The following is a 13,555-nucleotide window of genomic DNA, read 5'->3' on the forward strand; positions in this document are numbered from 1 at the left end:
TAAAGGGCTGGACGTGTTCAAAGATGTACTGAACTATTTGGGTGATTACACCATCTACGCCAACATCGCGCTGCTTATTTTCTTCATCGTGTTTGTGGCGGTGAGTGTTCGCATCATGATGAAGCCCAAGGGCGAAGTTGATCATATGGCCGGTCTGCCGACTGAACCTGATGAAGGCCCGACGGGTAAGCATCCCGAAAATCCAGACGAAGAAGATAAAAACGAGTAATCAACCCAGCGACTGACATCGTGGGAAAATAAAAAAAGAATCTCCGCACCAGGAGCAAACAACATGGCTGAACATCAAGATCCCAACAACAACAGTGAATTCGATCAACTGACCGGCCACAACTACGACGGCATTGAAGAATACGACAATCCGTTACCCGGTTGGTGGGTCTGGCTTTTCTGGGGAACGATCATCTTTTCCGTGATCTACTTTGCCATCACGATGGCTGCCGGCGGTTACCGGCAAGACGGTGGTGTTTTGGCCCCAGTTGCAGAATATAACCGCGAGAAGCAATTTTGGACCGAGAAAAAACTTGCTTCCACCGGCGAACTTATAGCCAATGAAGAAACGCTTGTGAGCCTCATGCAATCTGAAAAGCTGCTTGAGTCTGGCAAGAAAATTTATGCCGGTAAGTGTGCTGTTTGTCATGCACCTAATGGTGCTGGCCTGGTAGGACCTAACCTTACCGACGATAAATACCGCAACGTTAAATCCATCCTAGATGTCTACACCGTCATCCGCGACGGTGCCGGTAACGGTTCTATGCCCGCCCATAAAACACTCCTTGAGGATCCAGACATTATCCTCGTATCCGCCTATGTTGCTTCACTCCGCGGCCAAAACCTCACCGGTCTTGCACCACAAGCGGTTGATGTCGAAATCCCCGCATGGCCGGCCCCATAAGCATGCAACATGTTTATACTGGGTAAGTAGCGATGCGCTGCATGTCAGAACAGATTCGCCATTTGATCTGACGGAGCAGGGGTGGGGAGGGATCGTCTGTGTGAAATGTGACAGACCGATTCACACGCCTGTGTATGTAAGGACCCAGCAATATGTCCAATTCAAACGCAGATCACCCCGCCACCACCTCTGGAAGCGAAGCCGGTCAAGCTGCGTCGCCGCAAAACCTTCAGTCCCCCGACATGGTCCTCACCACACTTGATAAGGACGGTAAACGTCGTTGGATGTTTCCTCGCCTTTCTAAAGGACGCTTCCTTTCTAAACGCCGCGCCGTTGCCTATCTGCTCATTGCTCTCTTTACCCTCATCCCCTATATCAAAATCAATGGTACCCCTTTCATTCTCCTCGACATCGTTCACCGTAAATTCATCATCTTCTCGTATACCTTTCTCCCTACTGATGGCATCCTTCTTGCAATTCTTCTTGTCTCATTTTTCCTCTCGATCTTCTTCATCACTGCCGTGCTTGGCCGGGTTTGGTGTGGCTGGGCCTGCCCGCAAACGGTCTACATGGAATTTCTTTACCGTCCTATCGAACGGCTCCTCTCCGGCACCGCCGGTAAGGGCGGCAAACCTACTAAAACCATCGCTGGTTGGCGACTTGCGGCAAAGTATGTTCTCTATTTCCTCGTCTCCTGTTACCTCGCCCATACTTTCCTTGCTTATTTTGTTGGCGTTGAGGCGCTACGAACTTGGATCGTTTCATCGCCCTTCAAGCACCCTGTCGCTTTTGTCGTTATGGCATTCACTACCGTGATGATGCTCTTCGACTTTACCATCTTCCGTGAACAGCTCTGCATCATTGCTTGTCCCTATGGTCGGTTCCAATCTGTCCTTCTCGACCGCAACTCACTCATCGTTACGTATGACAAAAACCGTGGTGAACCTCGCGGCAAGATGGCCCGTAAGAAGAAACAACAAGACGGAGATATTGCGCTCCCTGTAGCAGACAATGGTGACTGTATTGACTGCAAAATGTGTGTTCAAACCTGCCCCACCGGCATCGATATCCGTGACGGTTTGCAGTTCGAATGTGTCTCCTGTACTCAGTGTATCGATGCATGCGACAGCATTATGGATAAGATCAAAAAACCGCGTGGTCTGATCCGCTACTCCTCACAAGCTGCCATTGATGGCGAGAAACAAAAACTCCTTCGTCCGCGCATTATTGTCTATCCCCTCATCATTGCCGTCCTCCTCACAGCCTTTATCTTTGCACTCTCCTCCAAGCAACACGTGTATATCAAAGAGCTTCGCCAAGTCCGCGTGAATTATGCGGCTCAAACCGACGGCTCGATCCTTAACGTTAAACAATTTAAAATCATCAACCGTGACGATCAGCCTCGCACCTACAACCTTGCCTTCGACAACCCCGAGATCCGCCTCACCTCCGAAGACCTCCCCATTACCATAGCCCCCGGCCAACCCACACAGATCAACATCCAAATATATACCCCGCCATCGCTTTTCAAAAACGGCAAGCACCTCACCAGCATCCGCATCACCGACGACAACGGCTATAACAGCACCCTTGATGTCTCACTCCTCGGCCCGTTTTAATTCCAAGCCCACAGGTTCTACCTGTGGAGTAAAAACAAACAATCAAGCCCCTGACCGCCGGTCAGGGGAGAATAACACCGCCTGATGAACAACAACATGACCGACAACGCCGTTAACAATGAAGACCGTGCAACATTGCTCCGCAAATCCAAATTTATGTGGGCCGGCGTCGTTGCGCTTCTTGTCATCCAGGTCATTCTCGGCATTTTTGCCATCTACCTGATCGTCGGCGACAAAACCAACGCGATCACACCCAACTATTACAAAAAAGCCATCCATTGGGATGAGCACGCGGCACTGCTAACTGAAAGCAAAAAACTCGGTTGGACGATTAACCCAAGCTTCTCGCATCCCGATGTTACCGGTCAGCGCACTATGTCGCTGCAAATTCAAGACAAAGATGGCAACCCCATCCGGAACGCAGACATCAATGCAACATACTTCGCGCACACCCGAGCTGCTGACGAGTTTACCGCATCATTGGACCATCAGACCTACAGCAACGACTCAAACAGCAAAGTAACCGGAAAAGCAGGTGTCTACTTCATACCGATTAGAATCCAACGCAAAGGTACCTGGTCTTTCAGATTCACCGTAACTGCTCCGATACCAACCGGCCCGGCTGCTGAAGATGTTGATCCAAACCAACCGCTTGGCCGTTTCTACACTGAAATGCAATTCAAAACCAATGATTGGCGAGGAGGTGAATTATCGAAATTCTAGCCCTCACCGGCCTAACCTTTGTCGCTTCTATCGCAGGTTCCATTCATTGTGCCGGTATGTGTGGTGCGTTCGTTCTCTTTGCGTGCGGTTCTTCTTCAGATAGCCATGATGCCGTTTCACAAAGTAAAGCTTCGATTCTCCGTTCCCCGCACTTTCTGAATCTTACCTATAACCTTGGGCGTCTGTTTTCTTACGCCGCCCTTGGTGCACTCTTCGGCTATTTTGGTCATGTCATTGATTTGACAGGCAGTGCATTTCACATCCAAAAGCTTGCTATTTTTCTTGCTGGTGGATTCATGATTTTCTTTGGTCTGATCGCCATCCTTCGTATCAAAGGTGTTCACATCAAACACTTAGCTCCTCCAGCTTTTCTTATAAAAACAGTTACCGCTGCACAACGTGCTTCACTCTCCTTCCATCCCACAAGCCGCGCATTAGTTATTGGCCTTTCTGCCGTGTTGCTTCCCTGCGGTTGGCTTTATTACTTCGCCATTGCTGCCGCCGGTACCGCCTCACCGTTTCTTGGTGCGATCGTCATGTCCGCGTTCTGGCTCGGTACTGTTCCATACCTCGCCGCCATCGGGTTCGGCACGCAACAATTCAAAAAATTTCTTGGCAACAAAGCTTCACTCATCACCGCATCCCTCATCATTGTCCTCGGACTCTCCATGATTCTTCGTGGTTTTGTCATCGATACCGCAGCCTTCGCTGACATGGAACATCAACACGAAACCCCCGCAGCTTCCAATAATCGGCAGAATGTGATTGATCAAATCAACAAGGCCAATACCTCCGACCTCCCTTGCTGTTTCGATGGAAGTGAATAACCCTACCACCACTGAATCCCCTTCAAAAACACCTGAAGAACAGGCAACGCCCATTCTCTGCACCCACTGTGAGCTCCCCGTCCCCAAAGGACTCATCGAACTCGATGCCGAACACCAGTTTTGTTGCAATGGCTGCAAAACCGTTTATGAAATGATTCACGCTTGCGGCCTCGATCCCTATTATGCGCTTAGGCAACGTGCGGATGCTCAACCCACTCAAGCCAAAACCACGGATAAAAAATATACCGAATACGACAACGAAAAATTCGTCGATCTCTACACACATCCACTCTCTGATTCCCGTCGCGCAATTGATCTTGTTCTTGAGGGCGTTCATTGTGCCGCTTGTGTTTGGCTCGTTGAAAAGCTCCCGCAAATTCTTCCTGGAGTTCTTGAAGCGCGACTTAATTTCTCTAAAGCGCTTCTCCGTATTGTTTGGGAGCCTGGTCAAGTTCCGCTCTCAAAAATCGCTCGCCTGCTCGATTCGCTCGGCTATCCTCCACACCCCGCCCAATCTTCAGATGCCTCACTCATCCAGACTCGTGCTGATCGCAAGTTCATTATCCGTATTGGAGCCGCTGCGGTTTGCGCTGGCAATAATATGCTCATCGCCTTCGCGCTTTACGCCGGCATGTTTTCATGGATGGAAGATGAATACCGCACCCTCTTCCGATTCCTTTCTATGTTCTTTGGCCTTATTGCCCTTGCATGGCCTGGACAAATATTTCTCCGTGGTGCCTATGCAGCGATTAGAACCCGTACGCCACACCTCGACCTCCCCATTGCGGTTGCGCTCATTGCCGGGACTATTGCTGGAATCGTCCATACTCTCACCGGTTCCGGCGAAATCTATTTCGATTCGCTTGCCGTTCTCATCCTTTTGTTATTGGTTGGACGATGGGTACAACACCGCCAGCAACGTCGTGCTGATGATGCGGTGCAATTACTTTTTTCTCTTACCCCTCGTACTGCAAGATTGTTAGATTCTTCGCATGTTCAAGACTTGAATTCGCAAGAAGATGATGCAAACAGGGGTGGGATTGAAGTACCCATCGAGTCTATCAAAACTGATGATTTGATCGAAGTTCGCGCCGGCGACACTTTCCCCGTCGACGGTATTATCACCTATGGCTCTTCCGCTGTTAGCCAGGCCATTCTCACTGGTGAGTCAAAACCCATTCCCGTCCAAACTAACGACAAAGTTTTGGCCGCATCGTTGAATCTTTCCTCAACACTTCATGTCCGCGTCAAACAAACCGGCAGCAGCACTCGCATCGGCAAGCTTATGCAGTTTGTCGAACAATACGCCCAGCAGAAATCCCCCAGCATCCAGCTTGCCGATCAGATTGCCGGAATTTTCGTTATCACGGTCATTGTGGCCGCATCACTCACATGGTTAGCATGGCTCTACCTTAACCCCGCCACTGCAACCGAGCATGCCATCGCGCTACTCATCGTTGCTTGTCCTTGTGCGCTTGGTCTCGCGACCCCGCTTACGATAGCTGCCGGCATCGGTCGTGCTGCCAATATGAATATCCTCATCAAAGGTGGTGCCGCTCTCGAAAATCTATCAACAACTAAAAACGTCGAGAATCAATGTTCGAGCAAGCCGACCATATTCCTCGACAAGACCGGTACGCTCACTCGTGGTCAAACAACTCTTCGTCACTTTCACGCACCCGACTCGCTTAAGCCTGCGGTCTTTCTTACTGAACAATCATCTTCCCATCACATTGCCCGCGCTTTGGTCGACGCGTTTTCTGTGGACACAAACATCATTAATGCAGCCAACGATCTCATCATCACCGATATGGCTCAGCATCCTGATGGCGGCATTGAAGCGATTATCGATCATCAACGTCTCACGATCGGTTCTCCATCTTTCTTTAATGCTCATAACATCAATATCACGTCGGAACATCAATCTATCATCGATCAATCTGCTGCCGATGGTCTCACCCCTGTCGTACTTGCATATAGTCATGATAAAAATCAATCTGATGAATCGATAGGTGTTTGTACATTCGGTGATGCACTTCGCGATGACGCCATCTCATCCATTGCTTCTATTCAGCGATTAGGCTGGAACGTTGTGATTCTCTCTGGTGACGACCCTGCTGTTGTCAACGATATTGCCGCCAAACTGAATATCCCACACAATCAAGCGCGTGGCGGACTTACTCCTGAAGATAAACTTAACATCATCAAACAACATCAATCAGATACAAGTGCCCCCGCCATTATGATTGGTGATGGTATCAACGATGCCGCCGCACTTGCTGCTGCCGATGTTGGGATCGCCGTTCACGGTGGTGCTGAAGCTTCACTTTCAGCTGCCGATATCTACCTTGCTCAGCCCGGTCTCTCTAGTGTTCTTACTACCCTCGCACTCGCCAAACGCACCCGACGTATTATTCGTCAGAACCTTTTTATCTCGCTCAGCTATAATCTCATTGGCGTCATCCTCGCTGCCCTTGGCATTATCAACCCCCTCATTGCTGCCGTCCTCATGCCTATTTCTTCCTTTACTGTCATTACCCTTGCCGTTGGTGGCAACTATGCATCGCTCAAGAAGTCTATTCAACAATTAGACCTTCAGCTAAATACGAAAGACTAGTACTGTGTCTGTCATTTACATCATTCTCCCACTTGCGCTTATTCTTGCCGCCATCGCGCTGGCTGCTTTCATTTGGGCAGTCAAAGGAGGGCAGTTTGATGATATCGACACCCCATCGATCCGTATGCTCCATGATGACCAGCAATTAAGTACGCCGACGAAACCAGAATCTAACCAGCAGGATTCACAAAATCCGCCTCAGTCTTAAATTTGCAAACCCGGTTCGCAGGGATTCTCCCTTAATTTTCACGCATTAAAGGCCATCTATTGGATTTCCCGCTCCGGGCTGCCAATACTTCTTGTTGGATGCGCGATCGTTGTTTCGCCGACATCATTTAAGAACCCTTCCGGAGTACGCATGATGATTCGACCCGACAAAAAAAATAATAAGAGTAAAAAGACGTTAACTACTGCATCTGGCTCACCAGTTGCCGATAACCAGAACACCGTCACAGCCGGTCCGCGTGGTCCGGTTCTCATCGAGGACTATCACCTTCTCGAAAAACTAGCTCATTTTAACCGCGAACGTATCCCTGAACGCATCGTTCACGCCAAGGGCTCAGGTGCTTACGGCACTTTCAAAGTCACAAACGATATCACCCAATACACCAAAGCAGAGATCTTCTCTAAAGTTGGCAAGAAAACAGACTGCTTCCTACGCTTCTCTACTGTTGGAGGTGAGCAAGGCTCCGCAGATGCCGAACGTGATCCACGCGGTTTTGCGATGAAGTTCTACACTCAGCAAGGGAACTGGGATCTTGTTGGGAACAATACCCCAATCTTTTTTATCCGTGACGCGATTAAGTTCCCCGACTTCATCCACACCCAAAAACGTTGCCCGGCTCGGCACACCAAAGACCCCAACATGATGTGGGATTTCTGGTCACTTTCTCCTGAATCTCTCCACCAGGTCACGATTCTTTTCTCCGACCGCGGGATTCCCGCTACTTACCGTCATATGAACGGCTATGGCTCACATACCTTCAGTCTTATTAATGATAAAAACCATCGCGCCTGGTGTAAGTTTCACGTCAAAACCAATCAAGGTATTATGAATCTTTCTGCTCATCAGGCGCAGCTTATGAAGGGTGAAGATCCTGATCATGCGCAGCGGGATCTTTATGACGCGATTGACCGTGGTGAGTTTCCTACTTGGCGGTTCTGTATTCAAGTGATGACTGAAGAACAAGCGGACACTTGCCCGTTTAATCCTTTTGATGTGACAAAAGTTTGGCCACATAAACAGCACCCACTTATTGAAGTTGGCACGCTAGAATTGAACCGCAACCCTGAAAACTACTTTGCTGAGGTTGAGCAGGCCGCGTTTGCCCCTTCGAATATCGTGCCGGGAATTGGATTTAGTCCTGATAAAATGCTACAGGGTCGCCTCGTGGCTTATCCTGATGCGCATCGCTACCGTCTTGGTGCAAACTACGAACAACTTGATGTGAACAAACCGCGTTGCCCGTTCCATAACTATCAACGTGATGGCTTCATGTCGCAAGGGCAAGGCGGATCATCTCCCAACTACGAACCTAATTCCGATTCAAACGCGCCTAAACAGAACACAGAGTTTGCTACACCTCCGCAAGACCTTGGACATGTTGCAGCGGATCGTTTTGATCATCGCAACGGTAATGATGATTACACACAGGCTGGAGATTTGTATCGTTTGATGACCGTCGATGAGAAAACACGGTTAATCGACAATATTGTTGCGTCACTCGGCCAAGCACGAAAAGACATACAAGAACTTCAGGTGCAGCATTTCATGAAGGCTGATCCTGACTACGGCCAGCGTGTTGCGGAAAAATTGAATCTACACAAACCAGCCAAACAGACAAGCAATATAAAATTTAAATCATCCACCGAATGACCGAACCATTCGCTTGTTGTGACAAACAATAGCCCCGGTCTGCCTGAGCAGATCGGGGTTTTGCATCTCCGGTTTCTCAACCTGTGCTGGAATTTTGATTTAATATCTAATCATAAGAGAGCGTAGTGCTTGCACTGCGTTCTTAGGCGCTGGATGTTGTCCCTGTAGATTTTGTTGTGTCTTTAACCGTTACGCGCAGATCAGTGCTGCGGCTAAGCTCTTTGACTAGCCGATCAACATCTGACCGATGCAGCTTTACCATCCGATGTCGATCGGTACCGCTGAACAATGAAAGATGCGCAAAAGTTTTGTCGCATTTCACCTGTATGATGGCTTCTTGGCTATCCCGTTCAATTTCACCACCGTGATGATATTTGTTGTAGACGATGCGCGATGAAGTCACTACCACGCCAGCCAAACCTTGATCGCTCTTGCCGAAGTCCGCATCCGACAGGTAGAGCAGCATATCTTCCTTCGGGTTCAGTTTGCACCAAGTCTGTAGTCGCGCCCGGCATTTATCGCTCATCTCCCGCCACACACCACCGTGCAGCATTGAGATGTCTTTAGTCATCTGGTGATATGCTTTGTCACAAATTCCATTGACTCGTCCAAGCCATAGATGTGCAGTCTGATGATCTTTGATATGTACCAAACATGTTCGTCCGCCATCGGCACGTTTCTCCGTCCAACACCGCATGTTCTCATGTTCATGGTCAGCGGAGAGATAGTACGGCACCGCATTCTGGTACGGCTTGGGCATCGTTTCGATTGGACCCATGATGTGTGCGAGGTCCCCAGTAGAAGCAGAGCCGATGACAGCTTGGTAGTGTGGCCGGGCGAGTTTCTCGATTTCTGGTTCATGGACACGCGATTGATCCGCAAAGATCATTGGCTTTGCGGCCAGCAGATTCTTATCTGTGCAGCCATTGTAAATGCAACGGCGTGGCATGGACGCGCAAAACAGATCACTCCGCAACCAGATTGAATCGAAGCCAATCGTGACACCTGTGCGGTCGATCGATTGCACAATCAGTTTGGGGTGCGCTTTGTTGCAAGCAGGATTTTGATCATATTCGGGAGTGGACTGCGGTGCTGTACTACTGGCGGTTTGGTATCTGGCGGATTTACTGGTGGATGATGGGGTGGTATTACCTTGTGATTCCCGCTTAAGCCGACGGGCTTCTCGGCGTTTACGGCGCTCGGCTTCCTCATCAATGATCGAAATTTCAATGCCATCAATACTGGAATCGCCGAGGAGATCTTCGTCGTCGGTTCTTTCTGGTTGGTTAGAGGTTGTCGAGGGTTGGCTACGGAGGTCATCGTCTTTGTCGGCCCATTGATTTGTCGAACGGAATTTGATGTAACGTTTAGACTTTGGTGCGGCATCCTTTTTATCGACAGATTTCATTTTCATCAATTCTTCATCATGCTGCTCGGCATGCTGATCCATCTCTTCCATGACTTCTTCGAAATCTTCTTCAAGCCAGCTGGAAACCGTATCTTCAACTATATCGTCGACTTCTGGTGCGACGAACTCGGTTTGGCACATGGAGCATTTGACTTTGTGCCCGGCGATTTCAGAGGTCGCACGAAGGGGGTTTTTGCATTCAGGGCAATAGATTCGCATGTCAGGTCTCCCGAGAGTTGATCAATCACAAAAGATATGTCTTTGAGCACAACGAGCTTATGGCGAATTTGTTGCAGGCGAATGCTGACGAAGCGGGGTCAGTCATCGGTCTTGAAAAGGGCCAGTGGATCGTATGACTAGATAGAAAAAGACATTCCTAAATGATGTATCGAACAGATGCAGTGTGCGCTTCAAACGGCATGTGCGCACATTTGGGGGAATTGATGGGCAGATTGGCAGAAAAAAAGCGGATTGATACAGAAAGAATTTGCGTCTGTAATGGCGAACTGAAGGTTAAGCCATGGCTTTCTGACCCATCGTTTCTGCAGACCATTTTAATCAATTTTTAAACAAATTCCGACCTTTTTTTGAGGGGTCGAACGCGCTTAGGCGGGCAGGCTGCAGTGTTTGTGTGTTGAGTGGGCGGATGAGGCATGAAAAAACTGCACATTGGGGGATGTGCAGCTTTTAGGTTTGTTATGAGAATGGGTTGCATTTATTCATGAATGAGACGTGCTGTGTTTGTGGCGTTGTCTTTGAAGCAGCGGGAGAGAGATGAGCGAGAGGAGCATGAATGATGCGGGTTCGGGGACGAGTGCTTCGGTGTCGGTGACGATGTAGAGGCTCATGTTGAAAAAGCCTGCGCTGTCATCACCGCTGACGGTATTGGGTAAACCTGCGGCGAAAGGTTGGGTGATGAATCTGAGTTGCGGTGCGTCTGGGAGAGAGTTGGTTGTGATGAGCGTATCGGTATCGTAGAGAACGGCGATCCAGTGTGTGCCTGCCCCGACGACGGTGGGTGTGACGGGGATGAGGTTGCCAGCGGCTTTGAGTGGTGTGACGGGCGAAGCGACAACGAGATCATCGGGTGAGCCGAAGGAATTTGTGTATAGGCCGTAGACGGCGTTGGTGCTAACGGGGTCGGAGTGAGTGGAGCCGATGTGAGTGATGAAGGTGGGTGTGGTGATGGTGACGGGGTGGAAGATGACAAGGTCTGCGGAGATGTTGTTGTCCAGCAGGAGCTTGGTGGTTTCGCCGTAGATAATCGGTGCGGCATGGGTCGCGGTTGTGATGGTGAACAGCGAAAGTGTGAGGGTGATAATGAAAGAACATTTGAACGAATACATTGGCTCTCCCCATGTATTGGAGTTGCTGTGCTTACCTAAAGCAGTCTTGTTGTGATTTGGCTTCGGAGCCATCATTAAAACATTGATAGCAACTAAAACAGATATGAAGCTAAAAATATTATGATTGATCTTGGCGCGGATGCAATAGTTGAGCCAATAAAATGGCAGAGTGTTTAGACGATGGATGTTGAGATAGGTAAGTAGCGATGACGGGATAGATTATTGAGCAGGCTATAGTAGATTTTTCGGCGTTTATTCCTTATTTGGTCCAAAGAGCAGTGGCAGTTGGGCTAACAGCCAAGGGGCGAAGTTGGTTTTGGAAATCGTAGATGGATCAGGTTGGACTGATGGGAAGGTGTTGTCTGGCACTTTTTGATTGAGGTATAGCGTGGGTTGGATGGTGTCGGCGTCCATGGTTTGTAGAGGGTTAGCAAGGATGGCGTCGGCGTTCTTTCGTTGCATTTTGGCAAGAGCACGGTCTTTGAGGTTTTGTGGTTCTTCAAGAGCGAAAGCGATAATGCGCTGGTGAGGTTGTTTTTGTTTCGCGATGTCAGCGGTAAGGTCGGGGGTAGGTTTCAATTCGATGGTAAGGGTTTGGGTTTTGTCGAGCGAGCGAGGGAGTTTGCCAGCGGTTTGAGTGAGGGGGGTATAGTCGGCAACTGCGGCAGCCATAATGAGTAGGTCGTTTTGTGGGAAATGTTCGTGGAGTAATGCCTGCAGATCAGCAGTGGAATTGAAGCGGATGGTTTTTAAGTTTGGTAGATCGTGATCGGAACTTCCGGGGACAGGACCGAGCAGGAGCGTGACGTTGTGAGATTGGGTGGCGGCGGTTTGTGCAAGTGTAAGGCCGAGCTTACCTGAGGAGCGGTTGCCGATAAATCGGACAGCATCGATTGGTTCGTGAGTTGGACCGGCTGTGATAAGGATATTCATAGTTGAATTGTAGAGGTGGTGAGCGATTGATGAAAGAGACTCCACTGTGGAGGGCATGGGCTTGTGGGTCGTGTTAGAAGGCGGGCTAGGTTTGGTGAGAGAGTGGACAACGCACTCGCAGGGTTAATGATAATACGCACTACAGACTTGCTGAGCATCAGCTACGTTCTGTGCTGAATAGCGAAAGTTTACCAGCTTGGGGAATCGCTCGCGTGCCGTGCCATTGACCAATTGTTCGCGTGGGACATTCATGCGAGCGATCGGAATACCCTGCGCAGCGGTTTTCTCATAGATCGCATCTGAATCCATCATCTCCGGTTGGCCGAAATCCAGTCCTTGTAAGCCGGCTACGGACAGTACATTATCAACTTGATGATAGCCATCACCACAGAAGTGGATGGCTGCTCCTAGCTCTTCTGCAATTTGCGTATCGTACGGCTTCAGTACCTCGGCATAAGTTTCCGGTGATATCAATACAATAGAATCGTTGCGCATAAGTATCTGACCTTTGACGGCAGTTGCGTGTTGATAGTTACCTAAGGGTTGTAGCGAATCAGATACGTAAGACTTGAGGGCTCGCGCTGTTCGTAGTATTTGTTTGGTCGTACGATCTAACAATTGCCGAACCAGCTCAGGTTGTAGCTTTATTGCAAGGTAAATCTCCGAACCCCACAAGATCTCAGCCACATCGAACGGACCTTGCAGATCGGGTAAAGTAATCTCAAATGCTGCCTGACATCGTGGGTAACCTGCGAGGACTTCTTTAAAGAAGGTATAGTGTTCAAACATCTGCCGACCAAGACCAGCGGTTACTTCTGGTAATGGTTCATTAACCAGCCGTTCAATATCCCGATCATCGCCCAATGGATATGCCCATGGGGGATTATCATCAAGGACTTCAATTTTTGCGCCGAACATTGAAGCGATGATGCCTGTACCCAGATTCGCGCGGATTACATAGGGTGTGTCGTCTCGCCGCTCCAGTGTGTGGAACAACGATGTAAACCCGATCAATAATTCGTTGACCAGCATCTTCTGTGGATTGTCAATGATTTCACGCACCGGATAAGGTGTGTGGTCCGTGCCTTCATACGGTACGTAGCAGGTTAATGGTGGTGGATCGAGCGTCTCACCTTGAAGCAAAGCACGGTGCCGTGCACGCAAAAGTTCAACATGATCCAGATTAAGATGTGTTTCGAAGTGATCGAGTAGCCGGCGAAGTTGATCTGATAGTTCTGGCATTGGAGCCCTTTGAGTGTACGTTGTGCGATAAATAATTACCCTAAAAATAGA

Annotated in this window: 12 protein-coding genes; 8 read left to right on the forward strand and 4 right to left on the reverse strand. The window is 49.2% G+C overall.

The genetic code is table 11. The features are described from left to right. The first annotated feature begins 13 nt into the window (after positions 1–13). From ACQ6WK_RS16990 to ACQ6WK_RS17025, 8 genes are all read left to right on the forward strand, one after another. Positions 14–229, forward strand: coding sequence for a hypothetical protein (locus ACQ6WK_RS16990; RefSeq protein WP_432798585.1), 216 nt, complete (start codon positions 14–16; stop codon positions 227–229). Positions 230–292: 63 nt separating this feature from the next. Beyond that, a complete protein-coding gene (locus ACQ6WK_RS16995; RefSeq protein WP_432798586.1) occupies positions 293–913 on the forward strand; it encodes a cbb3-type cytochrome c oxidase N-terminal domain-containing protein in 621 nt (206 codons plus the stop codon). 152 nt (positions 914–1,065) lie between these two features. Then, on the forward strand, positions 1,066–2,532 hold the full coding sequence (gene ccoG, locus ACQ6WK_RS17000) for a cytochrome c oxidase accessory protein CcoG (RefSeq protein ID WP_432798587.1): 1,467 nt from the start codon (positions 1,066–1,068) through the stop codon (positions 2,530–2,532). A gap of 96 nt (positions 2,533–2,628) precedes the next feature. Continuing rightward, on the forward strand, positions 2,629–3,255 hold the full coding sequence (locus ACQ6WK_RS17005; protein ID WP_432798588.1) for a FixH family protein: 627 nt from the start codon (positions 2,629–2,631) through the stop codon (positions 3,253–3,255). Continuing rightward, a complete protein-coding gene (locus ACQ6WK_RS17010; protein ID WP_432800416.1) occupies positions 3,249–4,082 on the forward strand; it encodes a sulfite exporter TauE/SafE family protein in 834 nt (277 codons plus the stop codon). The genes ACQ6WK_RS17005 and ACQ6WK_RS17010 overlap by 7 nt, the downstream gene beginning before the upstream one ends. Beyond that, positions 4,069–6,699 (forward strand): heavy metal translocating P-type ATPase, encoded by a 2,631-nt coding sequence (locus ACQ6WK_RS17015; RefSeq protein ID WP_432798589.1) that lies wholly within the window; start codon positions 4,069–4,071, stop codon positions 6,697–6,699. The genes ACQ6WK_RS17010 and ACQ6WK_RS17015 overlap by 14 nt, the downstream gene beginning before the upstream one ends. Positions 6,700–6,703: 4 nt before the next feature. Then, positions 6,704–6,907: a cbb3-type cytochrome oxidase assembly protein CcoS gene (gene ccoS / locus ACQ6WK_RS17020; RefSeq protein WP_432798590.1), complete on the forward strand. Its 204-nt coding sequence runs from the start codon at positions 6,704–6,706 to the stop codon at positions 6,905–6,907. 150 nt (positions 6,908–7,057) lie between these two features. After that, the gene (locus ACQ6WK_RS17025; RefSeq protein ID WP_432798591.1) at positions 7,058–8,575 is read left to right on the forward strand and encodes a catalase; all 1,518 of its coding nucleotides are present in this window, start codon (positions 7,058–7,060) and stop codon (positions 8,573–8,575) included. Positions 8,576–8,717: 142 nt separating this feature from the next. Here ACQ6WK_RS17025 and ACQ6WK_RS17030 read toward each other — a convergent pair whose 3' ends face one another. The 4 genes from ACQ6WK_RS17030 to ACQ6WK_RS17045 all read right to left on the reverse strand — a co-directional run bounded on the left by ACQ6WK_RS17030 (position 8,718) and on the right by ACQ6WK_RS17045 (position 13,504). Then, entirely contained in the window at positions 8,718–10,202 is a 1,485-nt protein-coding gene (locus ACQ6WK_RS17030) for a hypothetical protein (RefSeq protein WP_432798592.1), read from the reverse strand. A gap of 500 nt (positions 10,203–10,702) precedes the next feature. Beyond that, the gene (locus tag ACQ6WK_RS17035) at positions 10,703–11,329 is read right to left on the reverse strand and encodes a hypothetical protein (protein ID WP_432798593.1); all 627 of its coding nucleotides are present in this window, start codon (positions 11,327–11,329) and stop codon (positions 10,703–10,705) included. Between the two features lie 252 nt (positions 11,330–11,581). Next, positions 11,582–12,262, reverse strand: a complete 681-nt coding sequence (locus ACQ6WK_RS17040) for a phosphopantothenoylcysteine decarboxylase (RefSeq protein WP_432798594.1) — start codon at positions 12,260–12,262, stop codon at positions 11,582–11,584. A 123-nt stretch (positions 12,263–12,385) separates the two neighbouring features. Next, a complete protein-coding gene (locus tag ACQ6WK_RS17045) occupies positions 12,386–13,504 on the reverse strand; it encodes a hypothetical protein (RefSeq protein ID WP_432798595.1) in 1,119 nt (372 codons plus the stop codon). Between the last annotated feature and the right edge of the window lie 51 nt (positions 13,505–13,555).

This window comes from Poriferisphaera sp. WC338 (genome assembly GCF_050931845.1).
In the GTDB taxonomy this organism is placed as follows: domain Bacteria; phylum Planctomycetota; class Phycisphaerae; order Phycisphaerales; family Phycisphaeraceae; genus Poriferisphaera.